Source organism: Aeromicrobium sp. HA (genome assembly GCF_027171405.1).
Lineage (GTDB): Bacteria > Actinomycetota > Actinomycetes > Propionibacteriales > Nocardioidaceae > Aeromicrobium > Aeromicrobium tamlense.
Genome location: NZ_CP114372.1, coordinates 1,993,429 through 2,017,286, shown reverse-complemented (window position 1 = coordinate 2,017,286; position 23,858 = coordinate 1,993,429). Strand labels below are relative to the sequence as shown.

The 23,858-nt window shown below is 73.2% G+C and carries 16 protein-coding genes; 6 read left to right on the top strand and 10 right to left on the bottom strand.

Features of this window, described 5'->3' with window-relative positions:
• Positions 1 to 132 precede the first annotated feature (132 nt).
• Positions 133 to 759 carry a TetR/AcrR family transcriptional regulator gene (locus tag O3S82_RS09940; protein WP_269302543.1) on the top strand — a complete coding sequence of 209 codons (627 nt, stop codon included), beginning with the start codon at positions 133 to 135 and terminating at the stop codon, positions 757 to 759.
• The gene (locus O3S82_RS09935) at positions 756 to 2,342 is read left to right on the top strand and encodes an MDR family MFS transporter (protein ID WP_269302541.1); all 1,587 of its coding nucleotides are present in this window, start codon (positions 756 to 758) and stop codon (positions 2,340 to 2,342) included. The genes O3S82_RS09940 and O3S82_RS09935 overlap by 4 nt, the downstream gene beginning before the upstream one ends.
• A gap of 1 nt (position 2,343) precedes the next feature.
• Here O3S82_RS09935 and recD read toward each other — a convergent pair whose 3' ends face one another.
• From recD to recC, 3 genes are read right to left on the bottom strand one after another with little or no spacing between them, the layout of a single operon-like run.
• Entirely contained in the window at positions 2,344 to 4,035 is a 1,692-nt protein-coding gene (gene recD / locus O3S82_RS09930; protein WP_269302539.1) for an exodeoxyribonuclease V subunit alpha, read from the bottom strand.
• Positions 4,032 to 7,367, bottom strand: coding sequence for a UvrD-helicase domain-containing protein (locus O3S82_RS09925; RefSeq protein WP_269302536.1), 3,336 nt, complete (start codon positions 7,365 to 7,367; stop codon positions 4,032 to 4,034). Before O3S82_RS09925 ends, recD begins: the two co-directional genes overlap by 4 nt.
• A complete protein-coding gene (recC, locus tag O3S82_RS09920; protein ID WP_269302534.1) occupies positions 7,364 to 10,654 on the bottom strand; it encodes an exodeoxyribonuclease V subunit gamma in 3,291 nt (1,096 codons plus the stop codon). Before recC ends, O3S82_RS09925 begins: the two co-directional genes overlap by 4 nt.
• Before the next feature lie 124 nt (positions 10,655 to 10,778).
• Between recC and O3S82_RS09915 the strand changes: the two genes are divergently transcribed.
• Positions 10,779 to 11,360, top strand: a complete 582-nt coding sequence (locus tag O3S82_RS09915; RefSeq protein ID WP_179424165.1) for a hypothetical protein — start codon at positions 10,779 to 10,781, stop codon at positions 11,358 to 11,360.
• Positions 11,361 to 11,428: 68 nt separating this feature from the next.
• Here O3S82_RS09915 and O3S82_RS09910 read toward each other — a convergent pair whose 3' ends face one another.
• The 3 genes from O3S82_RS09910 to O3S82_RS09900 form a co-directional block, all read right to left on the bottom strand.
• A complete protein-coding gene (locus tag O3S82_RS09910; protein ID WP_269302531.1) occupies positions 11,429 to 13,048 on the bottom strand; it encodes a solute symporter family protein in 1,620 nt (539 codons plus the stop codon).
• Positions 13,045 to 13,407 carry a DUF485 domain-containing protein gene (locus O3S82_RS09905; protein WP_269302529.1) on the bottom strand — a complete coding sequence of 121 codons (363 nt, stop codon included), beginning with the start codon at positions 13,405 to 13,407 and terminating at the stop codon, positions 13,045 to 13,047. Before O3S82_RS09905 ends, O3S82_RS09910 begins: the two co-directional genes overlap by 4 nt.
• A 180-nt stretch (positions 13,408 to 13,587) precedes the next feature.
• Positions 13,588 to 14,097: a hypothetical protein gene (locus O3S82_RS09900; protein WP_269302527.1), complete on the bottom strand. Its 510-nt coding sequence runs from the start codon at positions 14,095 to 14,097 to the stop codon at positions 13,588 to 13,590.
• Between the two features lie 134 nt (positions 14,098 to 14,231).
• Between O3S82_RS09900 and O3S82_RS09895 the strand changes: the two genes are divergently transcribed.
• Positions 14,232 to 15,902 carry an AAA family ATPase gene (locus tag O3S82_RS09895; RefSeq protein WP_269302525.1) on the top strand — a complete coding sequence of 557 codons (1,671 nt, stop codon included), beginning with the start codon at positions 14,232 to 14,234 and terminating at the stop codon, positions 15,900 to 15,902.
• Positions 15,899 to 17,185, top strand: a complete 1,287-nt coding sequence (locus tag O3S82_RS09890) for a 5-methylcytosine restriction system specificity protein McrC (protein WP_269302524.1) — start codon at positions 15,899 to 15,901, stop codon at positions 17,183 to 17,185. Before O3S82_RS09895 ends, O3S82_RS09890 begins: the two co-directional genes overlap by 4 nt.
• A gap of 9 nt (positions 17,186 to 17,194) precedes the next feature.
• Here O3S82_RS09890 and O3S82_RS09885 read toward each other — a convergent pair whose 3' ends face one another.
• Positions 17,195 to 19,774, bottom strand: coding sequence for a DEAD/DEAH box helicase (locus tag O3S82_RS09885; RefSeq protein ID WP_269302521.1), 2,580 nt, complete (start codon positions 19,772 to 19,774; stop codon positions 17,195 to 17,197).
• A 75-nt stretch (positions 19,775 to 19,849) separates the two neighbouring features.
• Here O3S82_RS09885 and O3S82_RS09880 point away from each other — a divergent pair, with 75 nt between their 5' ends.
• A complete protein-coding gene (locus tag O3S82_RS09880; protein ID WP_269302520.1) occupies positions 19,850 to 20,692 on the top strand; it encodes a dioxygenase family protein in 843 nt (280 codons plus the stop codon).
• Here the strand turns inward: O3S82_RS09880 and O3S82_RS09875 are convergent.
• From O3S82_RS09875 to O3S82_RS09865, 3 genes are all read right to left on the bottom strand, one after another.
• Positions 20,679 to 21,791 carry a serine hydrolase domain-containing protein gene (locus O3S82_RS09875; protein ID WP_269302518.1) on the bottom strand — a complete coding sequence of 371 codons (1,113 nt, stop codon included), beginning with the start codon at positions 21,789 to 21,791 and terminating at the stop codon, positions 20,679 to 20,681. The two genes, O3S82_RS09880 and O3S82_RS09875, sit on opposite strands and share 14 nt — an antisense overlap.
• A gap of 88 nt (positions 21,792 to 21,879) precedes the next feature.
• Positions 21,880 to 23,385, bottom strand: coding sequence for an acetyl-CoA hydrolase/transferase family protein (locus tag O3S82_RS09870; protein ID WP_179424173.1), 1,506 nt, complete (start codon positions 23,383 to 23,385; stop codon positions 21,880 to 21,882).
• A 25-nt stretch (positions 23,386 to 23,410) separates the two neighbouring features.
• On the bottom strand, positions 23,411 to 23,851 hold the full coding sequence (locus O3S82_RS09865) for a thioredoxin family protein (RefSeq protein WP_331283435.1): 441 nt from the start codon (positions 23,849 to 23,851) through the stop codon (positions 23,411 to 23,413).
• Positions 23,852 to 23,858 lie beyond the last annotated feature (7 nt).

The following is a 23,858-nucleotide window of genomic DNA, read 5'->3' as shown; positions in this document are numbered from 1 at the left end:
GGGGCCCCGTCCCGAGCTGCGGGGGCGTGCGCGGGACCCCTCGACCGTAGGTGACGAACGACACGAGGGCAACTCGCAGTTACCGTCGCTCTGCACTGGTGCAAGGTTTGCACGACTGCATAGAATGCAGTTGTGCAAACTGAAGTCGTCAGCCCTCTCGTGGCCGAGCGCCAGCGCCAGACGTGGACCGCCATCCACCATGCCGCGGCCACGGCCGCCCTCGAGCACGGTCCCGACGCCGTCACGGTCGCGCAGATCGCGGCCACCGCCGGCATCTCGCCGCGCACCTTCTTCAACTACTTCGAGTCCAAGGAGGACGCCATCGTCGGCGTCCGTCCGGCGCGGGTCACCGAGGAGACGCTGCAGGCGCTGCGCGACTCCGAGGGCCAGCCCGCGCTCAAGCGCGTCAGCCTCCTGGTCCTGGAGGTCGCCTCCAGCACCATCGGTCCCGAGGTCGACCTCGCCCAGCGCCGCGCGCTGTCCGCGGCCAACCCGCGGCTGCGCTCGCGACTCACCCAGGTCTTCACCGACGCGCGCAAGCTCGTCGTCGCCCGCTTCGTCGAGGACGTCGAGACCCCGTGGCTCGGCATCGCCGGCCTCCCGGCCGACCTGCACGAGGCCCGCGCCCTGATCCTGCTGGCCGGATCGGTCGTCACGCTCGCGTGGACGAACGACCCCGACCAGCTCATGTCCCACCGCGACGACGCCCTCGACGCGGCCATCGCCACCTTCCGGAAGGTCACCTCCACCGCCCTATGACCACGACATCCCCCTCCACCACGACGCACGAGAAGCGCACCGTCACCCTCGTCTTCGCCGCGCTCATGCTCGTCATGCTGCTCGCCTCCCTGAGCCAGACGGTCCTGTCGACCGCGCTGCCGACGATCGTCGGCTCGCTCGACGGTGCCGACCACATCGCGTGGGTCATGACCGCCTATCTGCTGGGCATGACCGTCACGATGCCGATCTACGGGCGCCTCGGCGACCGCGTCGGCCGCAAGCCCATGCTGCTGATCGCGATCACCCTGTTCACGATCGGCTCGCTCGTGGGCGCCCTCGCCCAGGACATGACCGTCCTGATCGCCGGCCGCGCCGTCCAGGGCCTCGGCGGCGGCGGCCTCATGGTGCTGTCGCAGGCCGCCATCGCCGACGTGGTGCCGGCCCGCGACCGCGGCAAGTACATGGGCATCCTCGGTGCCGTGTTCGGCCTCTCCTCGGTCGCCGGCCCGCTGCTCGGCGGCTGGTTCACCGAGGGTCCCGGCTGGCGCTGGACCTTCTGGATCAACGTGCCGCTGGGCATCATCGCGGCCGTCGCCGTGGTCGCGCTGCTGCACAAGCCCACCACCGAGCGGGCCCGGACCCGGGTCGACTTCCTCGGCATGGCGCTGCTCGCCCTCGCGACGAGCTCGCTGATCCTCGCCGCGACGTGGGGCGGTCACCAGTACGACTGGAACAGCCCGCAGATCATCTGTCTCATCGTGACGACCATCGTCGGCGCGATCGCGTTCGTCGCGGTCGAGCGTCGCGCGGAGGAGCCCGTCATGCCGCTGGCGCTGTTCCGCGACCGGAACTTCAACCTCACGACGGTCGGTGTCATCATCCTCGGCGTCGCGATGTTCGGGTCGCTGTCGTACCTGCCCACCTACCTGCAGATGTCGGTCGGCGTCGACGCCACCCACGCGGGACTCATGATGATCCCGATGATGGGCGGCATGCTCGTCACGTCCATCGTCGTGGGCCAGGCCGTCAGCCGCACGGGCAAGTACCGCTGGTACCCGATCGCCGGCGCGCTGGTCACGGGTCTCGGCCTGTTCCTGCTCTCCACGATCGAGATCGGCGACTCGCGCTGGCAGATCGAGGGCTCGCTGCTGGTGCTCGGCATCGGCATCGGCCTGGGCATGCAGATCCTGACGCTGATCGTGCAGAACTCGTTCTCGCACCGCATCGTCGGCACGGCCACCGCGGCGAACAACTACTTCCGCCAAGTGGGCGGCACGCTCGGTGCCGCGGCCGTGGGCTCGATCTTCACGTCGCGCCTGACCGAGTCGCTCGCGACCAGGCTGCCGTCGGCCGGCGAGGCGCACAGTGGGTCGTCCTCGCTGACGCCCGACTCGGTGGCCCACCTCCCGCAGGAGATCCACGACATCGTCGTGACCGCCTACAACGGCGCGCTGATGCCGATCTTCCTGTGGCTGGCGCCGCTGACGCTGGTCTCGGCCCTCGTGCTGTGGTTCGTGCACGAGAAGCCGCTGCGCCACACGATCGAGGCGTCCAAGCAGGAGGAGTCGCTCGGCGAGCAGACCCTCGACGCGACGGAGGCGATGACCGGCGCCGAGCGCTGACCTACCGCACCGCTGCTCGGGCGGCGAGTCGCTCCGCGATCCCACTGGATCGGGCGACTCGCCGCCCGATCGCCGTCCGGATGTCCTCGGGCGTGCCGATCACGGTCACCGCGGCGACCGAGCGGGTGATCGCCGTGTAGAGCAGCTCGCGCGTCATGGCGCGCGAGTCCGGACCCGGCAGCAGGACGGTGACGTGCTCGAACTCACTGCCCTGGCTGCGGTGGATCGTCATGGCGTAGCCGGTCTGGACGTCGGGCAGCCGCGACGTCGCCAGCTCGCGGACGGGATCGCCGTCGAGGACGACCTCGACGTGCCCGTCGCGCGCCACCACGACGCCGCCGTCGCCGTTGAACACGCCCAGCGGCGCGTCGTTGCGGGTGACCAGCACGGGTCGGCCCGGGTACCAGTCGTCGTAGCCGACGTCGGGTCGCAGCCAGGCGGTGACGTGATCGTTCCAGGTGGTGGCACCTGTGGGCCCGTCGCGGTGGGCGCACAGCAGGCGGTGCCCGCCGAGCCGCCGGAGCGCGGTGGCGGCGTCGCCGGCGCGACCGGCGGCGACGAGATCGCGGGCCAGGGGGAGCAGCGTGCCCTCGAGCTCGGCCTGGGCGCGGGCCGGGTCGACGAGACGGATGGTCGGATCGCCGGCCGTCAGCAGGGCGACGGCAGTGTCGGCGTCGCCGTCGCGGACGGCCTCGGCCAGGCGGCCGATGCCCGCCCCGAAGCGATGGCTGCGCATGAGCCGGACGACGTGCTGGTCGGACCAGCCGGCCACCACGTCGTGGAGCACCGCGCCGGCCTCGACCGAGGCGAGCTGGTCGGCGTCGCCGACGAGGATGAGCCGCGTGTCGGGCCGCAGCGCCTCGAGCAGCCGCGCGACGTTCTCCAGCGACGCCATCGAGGTCTCGTCGACGACCACGACGTCGTGCGGCAGCCGCCGCGTGCGGTCGTGGCGGAACCGCGTGTGGTTGTCGTGGCGCCAGCCCAGCAGGCGGTGCATCGTCGAGGCGGGCAGCGCCGTGAGCCACTCGCGCTCGTCGGGGGTGAGGTCGAGCCGAGCGGCGGTGGCCGCGACGGCCTCGCGCATGCGGGCCGCGGCCTTGCCCGTGGGCGCCGTCAGCGCGACGCGCAGCGGACGGCCGAGGGTGGCCAGCGACTGCGCCTGCAGGATCGCCAGGACGCCCGCCACCGTGGTGGTCTTGCCCGTGCCCGGCCCACCGGTGAGCACGATCGTGCCGACCCGTGCGGCGCGCTCGGCAGCCGCGCGCTGGTCGAGGTGGTCGGCGCCGGGGAACAGCCGGTCGAGGTCGGCGACGAGCCGTTCCTCGTCGAGCGCCGGCGGCGTGGCGGCGGCCCGGGCGGCGAGGTCGTCGCACAGCGCGACCTCGAGCTCGCGGTAGCGGTCGAGGTAGAGCAGGTCGTGCTCGACCAGGAGCACGCGCCCGAGCCGGCTGGAGCGGACGGCGTCGAGCCAGGCCCGCGGGTCGGGCCAGGCCAGGCCGGGGACCTCGGGGTCCTGGCGCGGGTCGAAGCACGTGGACCCGTGCCGGACGGCACGGACCGCGAACGCCAGCGCGAGCAGCGGCAGCGGCGCCGTCTCGCCGGTGAGCCGCGCGAGGCGCGCCGTCATGAGCGCGTCGCCGGTGGTGAGCTCCTCGGCGGCGACGAAGTCGTCGATCGTGGCGGGGGCGGTCACGAGGCCTCCTCGCGGGTGGTGCCGTCGAGCAGGTCGGACAGGGCGAGGACGAGCCCGGTGGGCGGCCGCCACGAGAAGACGCCGTAGGGCACGCCGTCGACCCGCGGCGCGTCGGCACCGACCATGCCGCGCACGTAGAGGTAGAGGACCCCGCCGAGGTGCTCCTGCGGGTCGTAGCCGCGCACCCGCCAGCGCAGGAAGCGGTGCAGGACGACCGCGTACAGCAGCGCCTGCAGCGGGTAGGTACCCGAGTTCATCGCGGTGGCGAGCGCGTCGGGTCGGTACCCGCCGATCGTGAGCGGCGCGTCGGGGGCGCCGAGCCAGTTCGTCTTGTGGTCGACCACGAGGAACCGCCCGGACGGCAGCCGGAGCGCGAGGTCGATCGAGCCGGTCAGGTACCCCCGCAGCGGCTGGTCGGCCAAAGCGGGAGCGCGGAGCCGGTCGGCGAAGGGCCGCAGCGGGTCGTCGGCGGGCAGGTGCTGCTCGAGCAGGTCGGCCAGCTGGCCCAGCCGCCCGATCGTGGCCACCGGGTGGTCGCCGCCGCCCAGGGGCAGCTCGAAGTCGAGCTCCTTGAACTGGCGCTTCGCCAGGACCGTCGCGAGGTCGAGGTCGTCCGCCAGCGGACCGAGCGGCGTGGTGAGGATGGCCTCGAACGCGGCGACCGTGGCGTCGACGTCGAGCTCGACCGGCCACAGGGCGATCTGCTCGAGGACACGCTCCTCGAGCTCGGAGCGCAGGTCGGCGGCCGTGACGTCGACCTCCTCGAGGACGGCGTGCACGAGACTGCCGAACGTGGCGCCCTTGGGCAGGTCGGCCATGGGGGAGGGCCGCTCGTCGCGGTCGGTGGCCACGACCGGCAGGTCGATCTCGTCCGTGGTGCCCTCGGCGTCGGGCTCGGTGCCGACGTGCGGTGCGGCCTCCTGCTCGGCACGGATGAGCCCGGAGTAGGAGGTGCGCCGCCACATGGTGTCGAGCTCGCGGTCGAAGGTGCGCACGGCGAGGTCGGCGGGCTCGTCGCCCGGGGCGGTGGCGGGCACGGTGCGCGGGTCGACCCGCTCGAGCTCGGGCCCGCCGCGCTCGTGCCAGCCGCGCAGCACCGACCACGCCGTGGGGTCGTCGGGCGCCGGGACCTCGTCGGGCACCTCGGGGCGCGCGGGATCGGGCCGGAACAGCAGGCGGTGCAGGCCGGAGTTGCGGGCGTCGCGCGTGGGCGCCCACCAGGCGACCAGCTGTGACTTGGCGCGGGTCATCGCGACGTAGGCCAGCCGCAGGACCTCGCCGGCGTCCTCGGTCTGGGCGGCGCGGGAGTGCGCGGCGAAGTCGGGCGAGCCCGGGCCGCCGACGTCGAGGATCCGGGCGCCCGACGCGTCGTGGAAGCGCGGTCGCTCGTCGCGGTCGGGACGCCAGCGGTTGAACAGGAACGGCAGGTGCACCACAGGGAACTCGAGGCCCTTGCTGGCGTGGATCGTGAGCACCTGGACGGCCTTCGCGTCGCTGTCGAGGCGACGGGTCAGCTCGGCCGACTCGCCGGTCTCGGCCCGCTTGCGCCGCAGCCATTGGACGAGGCCCGAGAGGCCGAGCCGCTCGCGCAGGGCGACCTCGTGCAGCAGGTGCGCGACGTGGCGCAGGTCGGTCATCCGCCGGTAGCCGTCGGGTCGGGCCAGGATGCGTGCGGCGAAGACCTCGTCGGTGAGGGACTCGACGACCGCGGCCACCCCGCGGGCGCCCAGCAGGTCGGCCAGGTCGCGGACCCGGGTGGCGAGCGCGTCGGTCAGCCGGTCGCCGCCGGCGACGAGCGTGGCCGCGTCGTGGCCGAGGAGGTCGGTGAGCCCCGCGGCGCGCACCAGCCCGGAGCGCTGCGGCGACTCCATCGCCTCGAGCAGGGTGAGCCAGTCGTCGGCGGCCTGGCTGACGAGCACGTTGCTGCCGCCGCCGAGGACCGCCGGGATGCCGTGCCGGGCGAAGGTGCGGCGCACGAGGTCGGCCTCGACACCCGTGGCGACGAGGACGGCGATGTCGCCGGCGGCCAGGGGTCGCACCTCGGAGCCGGAGTCGTAGGTGGCGCCGGACGCCAGCGCCTCGGCGACGTCGAGCGCCAGGTCCTCTACGATCCGCTCGCGCGCGGCCGCCACGGGCAGGTCGCGCTCGGGCTCGTCGGCGTCCTCGCGGTCGAGCACCCGCAGCCGGAACGCCGCGGGGTGCGGCAGGCCCACCAGCCGGCTGCCCGCGTGCCGCGCCCGGACGGGACGCACCGCGATGTCGGGGTGGCCCAGCTGCGCGCCCGCGAAGGTGGCGCCGAGCGCGTCGACCAGCGGCGCGTCGCTGCGCCAGTTGACGGGCAGGGTGCGCCGCTCGGTGGCCGTGGCCGCCGCGCGCAGGTAGGTGTGGACGTCGCCGCCCCGGAACGCGTAGATCGCCTGCTTCGGGTCGCCGATGAGCACGAGCGTGGCCGCGCCGCTGAAGGCGCGGTCGAGCACGTTCCACTGGACGGGGTCGGTGTCCTGGAACTCGTCGACGAGCACGACCCGCCAGCGCGACCGCATGAGCGCGCGGGCGGGCGAGTCGGGATCCTCCAGCACGGTCTCGAGCCGCTTCAGCAGGTCGTCGTAGTCGAGCAGGCCGAGCTCGCGCTTGCGCTGGTCGAGCCGTCGCCGGACGGCGTGGGCGAACCGGACGCGCACGCCCGCCGGGGAGTCCGGGTCGGCCTCGACCGGGACGAGGGCCGCGTGCGGGTCGGAGACGACGGCCTGGGCCAGCGTGCGGGCCTGGCCGTGCGAGAGTGCGGGCCCGTCCTCGTTCGCGTACTTCGCGACGTAGAGGTCGTCGACGATCTGGTCGACCAGCTCGGTGAGGTCGTCGGTCAGCTCGGCCGAGCCGTCCGAGTCGCCGGCGGTGCCCAGGCTGCGCAGGACGGTCTGGCAGAACTGGTGGGTGGTCGCGATCGTCGCGCCGTCGAAGTCGGCCAGCGCCGCGCGGAGGCGGGCACGGCGGGCGGCGCGCTCGGCCTCGGGGACGTCGACCAGCAGCGCGAGCAGCGGGTCGTCGCCGTCGCGGTGCGCCGCCGGGTCGGCGAGCGCGGCCTCGGCCGCCACGAGCTGGTCGCGGACGCGCTCGCGCATCTCGCGGCTGGCGGCCCGGCCGAACGTGATGACGAGGAGCTCGGGCAGCGTGACGACGCCCTCGGCGACGTAACGGGAGACGAGCGCGCCGATGGTCCAGGTCTTGCCGGTGCCGGCGCTCGCCTCGAGCAGCGTCGTGCCGCTCGGCAGCGGATCGGCGATGTCGAACGGACGCAGGTCGGTGGGGCGGTCGTCCGCCGGTGGAGTGGTCACAGCGCGGCCTCCTGCTGGTGGTCGAGCGCGCCGTCCCACAGGCGCGCGGCGAGCGACGTGAACCCGTCGGCGACGAGCGCCGAGAACGGCGCCTTCGGACCCCACACGCGCACGATCTCCTCCGCGTCGCGGTCGGCGGGTGGGCCGTAGGCCTTGGGCTCGCGCTGCCATTCGCGCGCGGCGATGCGGGCCGCGGCCTGCGGGCCGCGGGCCCGCTGCTGGAACGCGAACAGCCGGGCCAGCTCGACCGGCAGCGGCAGCGGCCGCACGAGTCCCGCGTCGCGCAGCTCGACGAGATCGGCGAGCAGGCCGAGCGCCTCCTCACGCGAGTCGGGGGCGCGGGTGACGACCTGGGCCGTGCCACGACCGACCTTGCCGGCGAGGTGGGCGACCCACGGCACCTCAGGACGCTCGCACGCCAGCGCGAGCAAGCGCACCCAGTCGCGCAGGCGGTGCCGACCGTGCACCGTGGAGTAGGAGACCGTGACGAGACGGTCGTCGTGCACGCCCTCGACCGTGCCGGTGAGGCGCCGTCCGTCGGGCAGCGCGACGTCGACGTCGATCGTGGAGGCGTCGCCGGTGCGCAGTGCGGCGGTGCCCGCGACGAGGGTGGCCACGCGCGTGCCGACGTCGGTGCCCACGGCCTCGCCCAGCCGGCCCGGGGGCATCATCCCGGCGCGCCACACGGCCGACCAGGCGTCGGCCGGGGCGACGCCGCGCACGGCGTCGTCGAGCAGGCGCTGGCCGATGCGCCACCGTTCGAGCCCGTCGAGCGTGATGGGCAGGTCCTCGTCGAGCAGGTCCTCCTCGCCCCGCAGCAGCACGTCGAGCCGCTGCCGCCAGAACGCCCGGACCGGGTTCTGCACGAACCCGACGAGGTCGGCCAGCACGAGGTCCTCGCGGGCGGCCGCGGGCAGCGGCTCGGACAGGAACGGTGGGGGCTCGGTGCGCGGCCGCAGGCTGGCCCGGGCCCCGGCCAGCGCGGCGGGGTCGAAGCTGAAGGGACGCCCGTCGGCGGTGATCGCGCCGGGACGCAGGTTCCGCGGGTCGAACGGCTGCAGCGGGTGATGGGTGACGACGTCGACCTCGCCCGCCGTGCGCCGCACCTGGTCGAGCAGCTCGCCGAGCGGGACGGCCGGCGGACGCGGCTGGCCGCGGTGCTCGTCGGCGCCGGTGTAGGTGACGACGAGGGTCTCGGTGGCCGACATGACCGCGTCGAGCAGCAGCTGACGGTCCTCGGCCCGCGCGTCGCGCTCGCCCGTGAGCGGACGGCGGGCCAGCACGTCGTCGCCGTCGACGTGGGTGGCCCGCGGGAACGTGCCGTCGTCGAGGCCGACCAGGCACACGACCCGGTGGGGCACCGAGCGCATCGGCACCATCGTGCAGACGGTGAGGCTGCCGGTGCGGAAGCTGGCGCGCGACGGGCGGCCGGCCCAGCGGTCGCGGACCATCGAGAGGACCTCGCCCGGGCGGAGCACCGTGGACTCGTCGCCGAGGCGCTCCAGCTCGCGCTCGACCTGCTGGCGCTGCCACGCGTCGCGGTGCGGGACCTCGGCGAGGTCGTCGAGCATCGCCGCGATCCGCGCCGACCACTGCGCCATGGTGGCGTCGCGCCCGAACGCCTCGACCGCCCGCTCGAGGCCGTCGACGAACGTGACCAGTCGGCCCGCGAGGTCGACGTCGCCGCTGGGGACGTCGTCGAGCGGCAGCACGTCGGCCACGGGCCGGCTGGGGTCCTCGGTGGCCACGACGCCGGCGACGAGGCGGTCGAGCCCCGCGCGCCAGGTGTTCTGCTCGACCCGCAGACCGAAGTGCCGTCGGTGCTCGGCATCGAACCCCCAGCGCACGCCGCTGGACTCGACCCAGCCGGCGATCCGCTCGATCGCGTCGTCGTCGAGGTCGAAGCGCTGCCGCACGGGCTCGGTGCCGAGCAGGTCGAGCACCTCGGCGTTGGTGGCGCGGCCGCGCCGGGCGAGCTCGAGCACCGCGACGGTCAGCCCGAGCAGGGGATTGGTGCGCGAGGCGGCACGGTCGGCGAGCATGACGCGCAGCCGGTGGCCGGGATGGTGGGGCGTGTCGCCGAGGATCTCGGACTGGCCGAAGGCCGCGTGGAACAGCGGGGCGTAGGCCTCGATGTCGGGCACCATGACGAGCACGTCGCGCGGCTCGAGCGTGGGGTCGTCCTCGAGCAGGCCGACGACGACGTCGCGCAGCACGTCGACCTGCCGCGCGCGACCGTGGCAGGCGTGCACCTGCACCGAGCGGTCGGACGCCGGCGGGACCGGTCCGCCGGCACCGGGCCGATCGGCGGCGACGTCGGCCTGCAGCCGCCCCAGCAGCGTGTCCGGGCGAGGCACGGGGAGCGACGGGTGCGTGACGGCTTCAGGGGCAACCGAGGCGAGCGACCGCTGGAGCTCGCGCACGTCGCGGCCGAGGGCGGCCAGCAGGGGACTCTCGAGCCGCTCGGCGGTGTCGTCGTCGGCGCGCGGGACGATCGCGGCGACGTCGTCGAGGCGGTCCCAGGCGACGGGGGAGGCGTGCGGCAGCCACAGGTGCACGTCGCGCTGCGCGGCGAGCGCCGCCAGCACCTGCAGCTCGCCGAGCGGGAGGCGGCTGTGGCCGAAGAGGCTGACGCGGGCGGGGAGGTCGGCGGCGGCCGCGGACGCGCCGAGGTCGGCGATCGTGGCGGCGATGCGCTCGTCGGGCGAGGGCGCGTCGATCCGCGCCCGCACACGGCGCCACACCTCGGCCTGCCAGCGCACGTCGGCGGGCAGCGGGGCGCCGGTGCCGTCCTCGTCGCGGCCCTGCGACCACGCCCGCGTCATCGAGGGACGCTGGCGCGCGTAGGCGTGCAGCCGGCCGGCGACGCTCCGCGCGACGCCCAGCCGCCGGTCGAGACGCAGCTCGCGCTCGAGGCCGGAGTGGCCCTCACCGACGTGGCGCGCGACGGGCGCCAGCCACGGCTCGCCGAGCGACGCGTCGAGCACCTCGAGCACCCGCCACACCAGGGCGTCGGGTCGCCACGGGTCCTGCTCGTCCTCGCCGAGCAGCTCGGCGACGATCGAGTGCGGCCGCGCGAACCGGACGCCGGCCGTGACCCCGTCGCCCCCGCCGGGGGACGCGCCCAGCCGGTGGCTGAGCCGCTGCGACAGCCAGCGCTCGGTGCCCAGGGCCGCGACGACGACGAGCTCGGTGGCGAACGGGTCGTCGGTGGGCTCGGCCAGCAGGGCGGCGAGGCCGTCGGCGAGCACGTCGGTGCGCTCGGCGCGGTGCAGGTGGAAGGTCATGTCGAGCCTCAGTCTGCCGTGTCCCACCGACACGCGGAGCGGCCCCGGTGAACGGGTGAGACCTCGGTCTCACACAAATCCGCGAAACCGCGTCATGGCGCGCCGGGAGGCGCGTCTCACTGGCATGAGCAGAAGGACGGTGCGCAGCGTGGACCCGCTGTCGCGCCCCAGACTGACGGTCGTGCGCGGCGAGGCCGCCGCCGAACCCACCCCCGCACCTGAGCGCGCCGACGCCACCGACGTGCTCTCCACGATCCTGATCGACGCCTTCGGCGATCGGGTCCTGTTCCTGTTCCACCGCCGCATCCCCGGCCAGACGGGCGACCTGCCCGTCATCGCCGTGACGTCCACGGGCGTGCACCTGGTCGAGCCGCGCTCGTACCCTGGCAAGAAGGTCCGCGCGTGCCGCGACGGCAGCACGTTCGAGATCGACGGCGTGCGCCACACCCGGCTCTCGGAGCAGATGGCCGAGCACGCCGAGGCGCTGCAGGCGGCCGTCTCGACGGGCCCGCTGCCCGAGGCGCCGGTGCACACCAGCTACTGCTTCGTCGAGGGCGAGCTGCCGATGCGCCCGCTCGAGGTCGACGGCGTGCGGGTGCTCTCGGTCCGCTCCACCCTGCGCCGGCTGCGGGCGGGCGGACCCCTGGACGAGCGCGAGGTCGAGGCGCTGCACCGCGACCTCGCGCGCCGCCTCGTGCGCAGCTGACGCCCGAAGACGACGATGGGGCGGCCTCTCGGGGCCGCCCCATCGTCGCGTCTGTCAGGTGCTCGTCCTCAGTGGTCGAGCGCCTTGCCCTCCGCGCCCGCACCGGTGAGGGCGCGGACCTCCATCTCCGCGGCCTTGATCTCCAGGTGCTCCTTGCTGGTGAGCGTGCCGATGATGCCCAGCAGGAAGGAGGCCGGGATCGACACCAGGCCCGGGTTGGCCAGCGGGAACCACGACCAGTCCTGGTCGGGGAACATCGCCGTCTCGGAGCCCGACACCGCGGGGCTGAAGACGATCAGCCCGACCGTGATGATGAGGCCACCGTAGATGCTCCAGAGGCAGCCGCGGGTGTTGAACCGCTTCCAGAACAGCGAGTAGAGGATCGTCGGCAGGTTGGCCGAGGCCGCGACCGCGAACGCCAGCGCGACGAGGAACGCGATGTTCTGGCCGTTGGCCGCGATGCCACCGAAGATCGCCACGATGCCGATGACGATCGCCGCGATGCGGGCGACCTTGACCTCCTGGCCGTCCGGCGCCTTGCCGCGGTGGATCACGTTCGTGTAGATGTCGTGCGCGAACGAGGCCGACGCGGTGATGGTGAGGCCGGCGACGACCGCGAGGATCGTCGCGAACGCCACCGCCGACACGATGCCGAGCAGGAGGGTGCCTCCCAGCTCGTACGCCAGCAGCGGTGCCGCCGAGTTGGCCGCGCCGGGTGCCGCCGCGATCCGCTCCGGACCGACGAGCGCCGCGGCGCCGTAGCCCAGGGTCAGCGTGAACAGGTAGAACAGGCCGATCAGCCAGATGGCCCACACGACCGACTTCCGGGCCTCCTTGGCCGTGGGCACGGTGTAGAAGCGCATGAGGATGTGCGGCAGGCCCGCGGTGCCCAGCACCAGGGCGACCGACAGCGAGATGAAGTCGATCTTCGTGACGCCGTCGAGGCCGTACTTCTTGCCCGGCTCGAGCGCGGCACCGGCGGCGGCGCCGTCACCGAGCAGGTCGGAGAAGTTGAAGCCGTACTGCGCCAGGACCCACACGGTCATCAGCAGCGCGGCGCCGATCAGCAGGATCGCCTTGATGATCTGGACGTAGGTCGTGCCCTTCATGCCGCCGACGAGGACGTACACGATCATCAGCGCGCCGACTCCGGCGATGACCAGGGCCTGGCCGAAGGAGTCGTTGATGTTGAGCAGGAGGGCGACCAGGCCACCGGCGCCGGCCATCTGGGCCAGCAGGTAGAAGAAGGACACGACGAGCGTCGAGACGGCCGCGGCGGTGCGCACGGGACGCTCCTGCATGCGAAAGCTCAGCACGTCGGCCATCGTGAACCGGCCGGTGTTGCGCAGCAGCTCGGCCACCAGCAGCAGGGCGATGACCCAGGCCACGAGGAAGCCGATGCTGTAGAGGAAGCCGTCGTAGCCGGTCAGCGCGATGGCGCCGGCGATCCCCAGGAACGAGGCGGCCGACAGGTAGTCGCCCGAGATGGCGAAGCCGTTCTGGCGACCCGTGAAGGACGCGCCGGCGGTGTACATCTGCGACGTGCTCTTGTTGGTGCGGCTCGCCCGGATCACGAAGACGAGGGTCAGCACCACGAAGGCCGCGAAGATCGCGATGTTCAAGGTGGTGTTGCCGACCTGCTCGGACTCGGCGGCCCGCGCGAGGGCGGGCAGGGAGGTGGTGATCATGCGAGGCCCTCGGCTTCCATCTCGTCGCGGATCTTGGCCGAGCGGGGATCGAGCTCACGGTCGGCGTAGCGGACGTACGCCATCGTCACCACGAAGGTCGCGACGAACTGCAGCAGCCCGAAGACGAGCCCGACGTTGATGTTGCCGAACAGCTTCTGGCTCATGAAGTCGACGGCGTACGTGGACGCGAGGACGTAGACGAAGTAGAAGACCAGGGCCGCGCCCGTGGCCGGCAGGACCCAGTTCCGGTGCTTGCGCTTCAGCTCCTGGAACTCCGGCGACGCGAGGACGGCGATGTACGCGGCCTCGCGCTCGGTCGGCGCCGGGGACGCCGAGTCGGATTCGGTCGACTTGCTCACAGCTTCACCTCCAGGGTGATGATCGGAGTGCGTGACCGGCGTCACAGTGACGGCGGTCACATCCGACGCTAGGCGGGGTGGCTCTCCGGCGCCGTCCCGCCACGGCGCGCGTGCGACGAACGACCGGATTCTGCGACGAACGGTCGTGCCGGGAGCCTTCGTCGCCGCTCGGCGGCGCGCTCAGCCCGCCGCGGTGGAGCCCGTGATCTCGGCCTCGAGGGCGGGCAGGACGCCCGGGCCGAGCCGCGCCACGTGGTGCCCGGCGTGCATCAGGAAGCGCGCTTGCCGGCGCAGCTCCGCCGGCATCGGCGGCAGGTCGCGCTCGGCCTCCCCCAGTGCGCCCGCCACCTCGGGCCCGATCCGGTCGGACGCGGGCGTCGTGCTGCGCGCGTCCACGAGCCCGAGTCCGGCGCCCGCCTGGGCGGCGCTGCGCAGCACGTCGACCACGTGGGGCAGGTCGTCGGGGGAGGCGTCGATCGGCAGCAGCGGCACGAGGTGCGCGGTCAGCAGGTCGGCGACCTCGTGCGCCTCGGGCGTGAACGCGGCGTCCAGCCCGAGCCGGTGGGTCGTGGACGCGTCGAATCCCGTGCGGGCGCCGGGGTCGTCGGCCGGCCAGGTGCGGCCGTCGAGCGTCGGGGTCGCGAGGACGACCGCGCGCTCGCGTCGCCGACGACGTGTGAACCAGCCCACACTCGTAGGGTACGCGGGACAACCAGGGTGACTCGTGGAAGAAATGTGACGAGAGTTGCGTCATGGGGCGCGTGCCGCGCCGTCTCACCGTCGCAGGCGACAGGACCGAGCGGCGGACGAAGGGAGGCGGGACGGTGAAGGTCGAACGCATCTGGTGGCGCGAGATCAGCCCCGAGGACTACTACTCGATGGAGAAGTCCACGCGGGTGCTGCGCGGGAGGACGAGCGTGGAGATCCGCCAGGTCGCCGACCTGCTGGAGTTCGCCGGCCTCGACCGCTTCGCCTCGCCCGACGGCTGGCAGGACGTGCGCATCATCCCGCATGTCGTCGGCGATCCCTCCGTCTCCGCGCCGCTCGTGTTCAAGGCCCACCGGCGTCACGGCGTCTACGAGCTGACCGGGCAGAACCGCCACGACGAGCGGCACGAGCGGCACCCCGCGTGGCTCCCGCTGCACGGCTGGCCCGACCTGCGCATCCCGACCTCGGTCGAGGACGCCAAGGCCGTCCTGGGCGAGCTCGGCGGCCTGCACGTCTACGTCGCGCGCACCGTCACGGGCCAGTACTTCGCCGGCCACACCACGGGGGCCTCGCTGCCGCCCGGCTGGCCGTCGTCGTGCCAGCCGCTGTTCACCGGCTCGGAGTCGGGCGTCATCAGCGTCGGCAGCGGCTCGGTGCAGAGCCTGACGCCGCTCGCGCGCAAGATCCTCGACGCCTTCCGCGACCGCAAGAACGTCCTCATCTACGGACCTCCGGCCACCGGCAAGACGCACGCCGTCGCGCAGGTCCGGCAGATCCTCGACGACAAGTGGACCGGTGGCGAGGCCATCGAGATCGACCCCCACCGTGTCGACCAGCCGTTCAGCTCGGGCTTCGAGGCGTCGCCGGTCGTGCCGCCCGTCATCACCGACTGGGTCACCTTCCACCAGGACTACGGCTACGAGGACTTCATCGTCGGCCTGCGTCCCACCGGCGAGGGCATCCGCCTGGCGCCGTTCGCCGGCCGCCTGCTCGACCTCGCGATCCGGCTCGACCGTCAGGGCCGCGGCTCGGCGCTGCTCGTCATCGACGAGATCAACCGTGGCAACGTGCCGAAGATCCTCGGCGACTTCATGACCTACATGGACACGTCCTACCGCCGCGGCCGCGACGGGAACACCCGCTCGGCCATCCCGGTGAACCTGCCGAAGGTCCAGCGCAGCCCCACGGGCGACCCCGTCACCGAGCCCATCTGGATGCTCTCGGGCGACTCGTACATGCTGCCGCAGCCGTGGACCTTCCCCCACGACGTGCACATCCTGGCCACGATGAACTCGGTCGACCGCGCGGTCGCGCCGCTGGACTCGGCGATCGGCCGGCGCTTCGAGCGCATCGACGCCTACGCCGACCTGGACTTCCTCGCCCAGCACCTCGGGGTCAGCCTCGAGGTCGCGACGGCGCCGGACATCGACGCCGAGCACTGGACGCCCCAGGCCGCGGCCGTCGCGCTGCTGGCCTACCTGAACGACGAGATCACCGAGCGGCTCGGGCAGGACTACGAGCTCGGGCACCTGTACTTCTGGAAGATCGCGACATGGGAGGACCTGCAGCGCGTGTGGGACCACGACATCTGGCCGCAGATCCGGGACCGCTTCGGCGCCCGACCCGATCAGCTGGCCGACCTGCTGCGCGTGAACTCGCGCAACGCTCCGGCGAACTACCCCTTCCGCACGCGGACGGTCACGGGCCGGGCCTTGGCCGTCGACAGCCTCATGGGACAGTCCCACGAGGACACCGCCATCACCCTGGACTTCCTGGTGCGCGGATGATCGGCGCGCAGACCCTCCTCGAGGGCGGCCCCGCCCAGCCGTTCACGGGCACCGCGTCGGACCTCGCCGAGCTGCGCCTGCGCTCGTCCGAGCTGGCCACCCGACTGGGCCTGGCCGAGGAGCCGTTCGTCATCGACGAGGCCGCGGGCACGGTCGAGGTGCGCGGCGTCGCGGGCTTCGTCTCGCTCGGCGACTCGACGATCGAGATCATGCCGCACTTCCTGCGCCACGACCCGGGCTGGCGCGTCTCGATGCTGACGATCCTCACCACCGTGCACCACCTCGAGTGGGTGCCGCGGGTCGACCGCGGCACGCGCCACGCGGGCCTGTCGGACCTGCTCGGCATGATCGTCGCCGGTGCCATGGGGCGCGCCTCGTCCGAGGGCGTGCCGCGCACCTACGTCGAGCGCACGGCCGTCACGGCCTCGATCCGCGGCCAGGTCGACGCGGGCCGGATGTGGCGCCGCGTCGTCGACCCGTACAGCGTCGACTGCCGCTTCTCCGAGTTCGTCGCCGACGGCCCGGTCACCTCCGCGCTCAAGTGGGCGTGCACCGAGCTCGCAGGCGCCGTGCAGCAGCCGTGGCTGGAGTCCGAGCTGCGCGCCTACGCCGACCTGTTCCCCGAGGCCTCCCGCGACCTGCCGCCACCGGCGATCATGGACGGCCTCCGGCTGACGCCACAGTTCGGCTTCCTCGGCGAGGCGCTCGACGTCGCGCGGATGCTGGCGATGGGCCCGCAGAACGGCACCGGCGGTCGCGCCGACGGCCCGACGCGCGCGTTCCTGTGGAGCACCGAGCAGCTGTTCGGCGACTTCGTCCAGGTCGTGGCCGAGAGGGCCGCGAAGTCCGCCGGCTTCACCGCCTACCGTGGCGGCCGCTCGCGCCGCCTCAACGACGCCTCCGCCGCCGCGGGCACCGTCGACACGATCGTCGAGTCCGACGCCGAGCTCGTCGCCACGTCGGTGTGCGCCCGCGACTACACCGAGGACCTCGCCGACGAGATCGCGGCGGGACTGATCTCCGCCGGACGCGGTCTCGGCGCCTCGGACGTCGCGATCGTGTTCCCCGCGAGCATGGGCCTGCGCCCGGGCACGCAGATGCGCGTGCGCGAGGCCGGCGGACCGTCGATGCTGCACCTGCTCACCGTCGACCCGTCGGGGCTGGGCGAGAGCGGCGGCATGGCCCGCGTCGTCAATGAGTTCGAGCTCGATCTGGGGATGGTGCTGACCATCGCGCAGCGCCGCCCGGTGGGATCGCGCCGCCGTCTCGGCGGCACCGCCTGACCGCGGCGCTCAGTAGCGCAGCTGGACCAGGACCTCGAGCTCGGCGTCGGTGAGCTCGGTGAGCGCGCCCTCGCCGGCGTTGACGACCGCGTCGGCCAGCGCGCGCTTGGCGCTGATCAGCTCGGCGATCGACTCCTCGATCGTGCCCTCGGCCACGAGGCGGTGCACCTGCACGTTCCTCGTCTGGCCGATGCGGTGGGCGCGGTCGGTGGCCTGGTCCTCGACGGCCGGGTTCCACCAGCGGTCGTAGTGCACGACGTGGTCGGCACGGGTGAGGTTGAGGCCCGTTCCAGCGGCCTTGAGCGACAGCACGAAGACGTCGGTCTGGCCGTCCTGGAACGCGCGCACCATCTGCTCGCGCCGGCTGACGGGCGTGCCGCCGTGCAGGAAGTCGTGACGCACCTTGCGCTCGCCGAGCCGCCGCGCGAGCAGCCGGCCCATCTGCGCGTACTGGGTGAACACGAGCGCGGCGCCGCCCTCGTCGACGATCTCCTCGACGAGCTCGTCGAACGCCTCGAGCTTGCCCGAGCGCCCGGGCAGCCGGGCCTCGGGCTCGTGCAGGAACTGCGCCGGGTGGTTGCAGATCTGCTTGAGCTGGGTGAGCAGCTTGACGACCAGACCCCGGCGGCGGATGCCGGTGGAGTCGGCGATCTCGGACATCGTGCGCTGGACGACCGCCTCGTAGAGCCCCACCTGCTCACGGGTCAGCGGCACGCGGTGGTCGGTCTCGATCTTCGGCGGCAGCTCGGGCGCGATGCCGGGGTCGGACTTGCGGCGACGCAGCACGAACGGCCGGATCAGCTGCGACAGCTGGGCGGCGCGCTCGGTGTCGTGGTCGCGCTCGATCTGGCGCGACCACTCGCGGCGGAACTGCTCCCGCGTGCCCAGCAGGCCGGGCGTGGTCCAGTCGAGCAGCGCCCACAGCTCGCCGAGGTGGTTCTCGACCGGGGTGCCGGTCAGCGCCATGCGGGCCTCGGAGTCGATCCGGCGCAGGGCCTGCGCGGCGCCGCTGCCGGGGTTCTTCACGTGCTGGGCCTCGTCGGCGACGACCAGGTTCCAGCGGTGACGGCGCAGCTCCTCGACGCTCGACCGCATCGTGGCGTACGTGGTGACGACGAAGCCCGTCTTGGCGTCGCCGAGGGTGCGGCGCGGACCGTGGTACCGGTACACGGGCACGCCCGGCGCGAAGCGCGCGATCTCCCGCTCCCACGTGGCCAGCACCGACGCCGGGCACACGACCAGCGTGGGCTCGGGGGAGTCCAGGTGCAGGTGCAGCGAGATGAGCATGAGCGTCTTGCCCAGGCCCATGTCGTCGGCGAGGATGCCGCCGAGTCCGAGGTCGACGAGCTGGCTCATCCAGCGCAGGCCGCGCAGCTGGTACTCGCGCAGGCTGCCGTCCAGGCCGTCGGGCTGCACGGCGGGCGCGATGTCGGCGTCCTGCTCGGCCAGTCGGCGTCGCACGTCCTCGAGCCAGCCGACGGTGTCGACCTCGGTCTCGAGCCCGTCGATCTCCAGGCTGCCCGTGACGGCGGCGCGCAGGGCCTCGCCGGCGCCCAGGGTGCGGCCGTGGCCCTCCAGCACGCGGGCGACCTGGGCCTGGTCGACCATGACCCAGCGGTCGCGCAGGTGGAGCATGCCCGACTGCGACTCCGCGAGCTGCTCGACCTCGGCGCGCGTGAGGTGCTCGCCGCCGACCGAGACGCTCCAGTCGAAGCGGAACAGCTGGTCGGACGTGAAGGCGCGGGGCCGGTCGTGCTCGCGGTCGAGGCGGGGCTCCTCGCCGTCGACCCGGCTGACGACGCCGGTGGCCTGCACGTCGCGACGCAGCCCCTCGGGCCACGCGATCTCGATCCGGTTGGCCAGCGCGGCGATGAGCGGCTGTCCCTGGCCGAGCGCGCCGAGCTCCTCGGGGGTCACCCGGGCGCGGCCCTCGCGGGCGAGCTGGTCGGCGGGCGGCCAGCTGACGGCGAGGCGCTCGAGCATGGCGACGAGGGCGGGACGGGCGGCCTCGCCGAGGTGGTGGTCGTCGCGCGTCAGCACGGCGGGCGCGGGCACGGACGCGCGGTTCAGGGCCAGCGGGCGCACCTGCAGCTCGAGGTCGGCCATCGCGTCGGCGTCCTCGCTGAGCGTGATGTCGAGGCGGTACGAGAAGCTCGTGGGCCGCTCGATCGTGGGGCGCGGCTGCTCGGTCTCGCGGCGGCGCTGCGGGGTGGTGGCCACGGCGGGGGCGCCCGCGACGAGCGCGGCGAGGAAGGCGCGGATCGCGGCCTGGCCCTCGGCCGGCGTCGGGCCGACCGACCGGCCGGCGTCGAGCATCTGCTGCAGCTCCGAGGAGCCGGGGGAGGCGAGCGTGCCCGTGGCCATGAGGCGCAGCGCGACGATCGACGGGGTGGCCCACGCCCGGACGCTGGGGTCGGCCGTGAGGGCGCGGATGCCGCCGCTGAGCGGGCCGACGGCCTCGTTCGCGGTGGCCTCGAGGGGGCCGCTCGGGGTGTCGAAGACGAAGACCGACCGGGACGGGTCCTCCTGGTCCTGAACGAACCTGACCGGGTGCCGGAGTGCGATCTGCAACTCGGTCGGGGTGGCCATCCCTCCATTGTCGCGCATGCTCTCAAACGTCCCGTCGTCTGGTATAGTTGAATCATCAACTATCAGGAGTCGATGATGAACCTGCGACCCGAGACCGTGCCCACGCACTCGCTCTCCGACCTCACGAACCGGCTCGTCCCGAGCCCGCGGATGCCCGTGCTGTTCGTCGGTCACGGCAACCCGATGAACGCGCTCGCGGACAACACGTTCACCCGCGAGTGGGAGCGCGTCGGCGCCGGACTGCCGGACGCCCAGGCGATCGTGGTCATCAGCGCGCACTGGCTCACGCCCGGCGGCACGCACATCACCGACGCGCCGAGGAACCCGATCATCTACGACTTCGGCGGCTTCCCTGACGAGCTCTACCGCGTGAAGTACGAGTCGCACGGCGATGAGCAGGTCGCGCGCCTCCTGGCCGAGCACCTCGTGGAGTACGAGGCGCGCCTCGACAGCCAATGGGGCCTCGACCACGGCACGTGGAGCGTCCTGAAGTTCCTCGCGCCGGCGCCTCAGGTGCCCGTGCTGCAGATCAGCATCGACTACTCGATGCCGCTGCCGCAGCTGTACGACCTGTTCGCGCGCCTGCGCGACCTGCGCCGCCGCGGCGTCGTGTTCATCGGCAGCGGCAACATCGTGCACGCGCTCGGCCGCGTCCGCTGGGGCGGCGGACCCGCCTGGGACTGGGCGCAGGAGTTCGACACCCAGACCGCCGAGGCGCTCGCCACGCGCGACGTGGCCAGGCTGGTGGATCCGTACCGGAGCTGGTCGGCGGCCCGCATCGCGGTGCCCACCGACGACCACTACCGCCCGATGGTCGCCGCCCTGAGCCTGCTCGAGGCCGACGAGGAGATCGGCTTCTTCAACACCGAGATCGACCTCGGCTCGATCGGCATGCGCTCGTTCATCACGGCTGCCTGACGTCCCAGCCGCCGAGCACGGTGCCGGTGAACGAGTCGAACGTGAGGTCGTCCGGGCCGGCGGGCTTCGGACCCAGCCGGACGGTGACGAGGTCCTCCGACGGCACCACCGCGAGGAGCTGGTTGCCCCAGCCCAGCGCCCAGAAGGCGTCCTCCGGCGCGGACGGGGCCAACCGGCCCTCGTAGGGCTCGCGGTCGACGTCGAAGCCCGCGGCGCGGCGGACCTCCACGACCCGACCCTGCGCGTTCGTCCACCACAGCAGGCCGTAGGCGGCGTTCCGGTCGGAGGAGGTGGTGGTCAGCTCGGACACGGCCGCGGGGGACAGGATCTGGCGCCCCTCGAACCGCCCGCCGTCGCGCATCATGACGCCGAGCCGGGCCAGGTCGGCGCACGAGGAGACGATCCCGGCGTAGGTCTTCACGTTCCCGGCGGCGTCGCGCTCCCACGAGGTGTCGGCGAGTCCGAGCGGTCCGAAGAGCCGCTCGCGCGCGTAGGCCTCGACGTCGCCCACGGCGGACTCCAGGACGGCCGAGAGCACCTGGCTGGCCAGGTTGTCGTACCGCCACTGCTCGCCCGCGGGGTCCTGCTGCCCGGTCGCGAGTGCGGCGGCGGTCTGGTCGCCCGTGCGGATCATCGCGGCGTCGAGCGCCTCGGTCCAGGCCCGACCCGACGTCATGGACATGAGGTGGCGAATCGTCACGTCGGCGGACTCGTCGGGCCACTGCGGCACGTGGCGCGCGACGGGGTCGTCGAGGTCGAGCTCGCCCTCGGCCGCGGCGGCGGCCAGCAGCACCCCGGTGACCGACTTGGTGATCGAGTAGACCCGACGGGTCACGTGGCGCGAGTCGGCGGGGTGCTCGTGAACGACCTCGTCGCCGCGCAGCACGAGCGTGCACGTGGACCCGGACGCGTCGACGAGCCGGTCGAGCGCCGCGAAGTCCGGCGGGGGAGTCGGCTCCGGGCTCGGGCTCGGCGAGGCGGACACGGTGGGCAGCGAGGCGTCGGACAAGTCGGTCCTTCCGGGAGCGTCGGTGGTGCAGGCGGCCAGGAGCAGCGCCGCGGCGGCGAGCACGGGCGTGGCTCGCGCCCGCGCCCTCATCGCGCCGCCCGACGCCGAGTGGCGGGCCGTTCTGCGCCACTCGCGGGGAGGGGGCGGAGGGCGGCGCGGGGGCGGATGGGTTGGCGGGTCACATGCGGCCGGTGTCGAGGTAGCGCTGGTGCCACGAGAGGGCCTCGTCCAGCAGGTGCGGGGTGTGGCGGGCGTCGGGGCGCTGCGCCAGCGCGCGCTCGAGGTAGTCGCGCAGCCGTGGCCGGAAGTCGGGGTGCGCGCAGTTCGCGATGATCCGCTCGGCCCGCGCCCGCGGCGACAGGCCACGCAGGTCGGCCAGGCCGTGCTCGGTGACGACGACGTGCACGTCGTGCTCGGTGTGGTCGACGTGGCTCACCATCGGCACGATCGTGGAGATCGCGCCGCCCTTCGCCGTCGACGGCGTCAGGAAGAAGTTGAGGTACGCGTTGCGCGCGAAGTCGCCGCTGCCGCCGATGCCGTTCATCACCGAGCTGCCCATCACGTGGGTCGAGTTCACGTTGCCGTAGATGTCGGCCTCGATCATCCCGTTCATCGCGATGACGCCGAGCCGGCGCACGACCTCGGGGTGGTTCGAGATCTCCTCGCTGCGCATGAGGATGCGGCCCTTGTACCCGTTGATCCCGGAGTGGAAGCGCTCCATGCCCTCGCGCGACAGGCCGAACGAGGCCGTGGACGCCGCCCGCAGCGTGCCCGAGTCGAGCAGGTCGAGCATGCCGTCCTGGAGCACCTCGGTGTACGCCACGAGACTGGTGAACTCGCTGTCGTCGAGTCCCTGCAGCACCGCGTTGGCGACGTTGCCGACGCCGGACTGCAGCGGCAGCAGCTCGGGCGGCATCCGGCCGGCGCCGACCTCGCCGCGCAGGAAGTCCAGCGCGTGACCGGCGATCGCCCGGGAGACGTCGTCGGGGGCGGAGAACGCGGCGCCGGCGTCGGGCTCGCGGGTCTCCACCACGGCGACCACCTTGGCGGGGTCGACCTTGAGGTAGGGCTCGCCGATGCGCTGCATCGGCTCGGTCAGCACGAGGGGTCGCCGGTGGGGCGGCAGCGCCGTGCCGGGGTAGATGTCGTGGAAGCCCTCGAGCTCGCGCGGCTGCCAGTGGTTGACCTCGAGGATCACACGGTCGGCCTGGTCGAGCCAGGTCTTGTTGTTGCCCACCGAGCTGCCCGGCACGAGCAGCCCGTCGGGCAGGACGGCGGTGACCTCGATGACGGCCACGTCGAGCGGGCCGTAGAAGCCGAACCACATCTGCTGCGCCGAGTGGCTCAGGTGGGCGTCGACGTAGTCGACCTCACCGGCGTTGATCTGGCGCCGCAGCAGCGGGTCGGAGTTGTACGGGAGGCGCTTGGAGATCGCGTGCGCCTCGGCCAGGACGCCGTCGGCCTGCGGAGCGGTGGAGGCACCGGTCCACAGGCCGATCCGGAAGTCCTCGCCGGCGTCGTGAGCGGCGCGCGCCTTCGCGGCGAGCGCGGGCGGGATCGCCTTGGGGTAGCCCGCGCCGGTGAAGCCGCTCATCCCGACGTTGTCGCCGGGACGGATGAACTCGACCGCCTCCTCGGCGGTCATGATGCGCGAGGACACCTCGGGGCACGTCACACGACTCATGACCCCAGTATCCCAGCGCGGGGACTCAGTTCTGCGAGGCCTCCGAGACGTCGGGCGACTGGGCCTGCTCCTGCTCGGCGATCTCGCGGCGCACCTGGTCCATGTCGAGCGCGCGGACCTGGCCGATGATCTCGTCGAGGGCGTCGGCGGGCAGTGCGCCGGGCTGGGCGTACAGCAGCACGCCGTCGCGGAACGCCATCAGCGTGGGGATCGAGGAGATCTGCACGGCGGCGGACAGCTCCTGCTCGGCCTCGGTGTCGATCTTGGCGAAGGTGATGTCGGGGTGGCGGTCGCTGGCGGCCTCGTAGACCGGCGCGAACTGCATGCACGGCCCGCACCAGCCGGCCCACCAGTCCACCAGGGTGATGCCGTCCGAGGTCACGGTGTCCTGGAACGTGTCGGCGGTCAGGTTGATCGTGGTCATGATGGCCTTTCGTCGGTTACTGCTGTCAACGTCCTCGTCCACTGTGCCA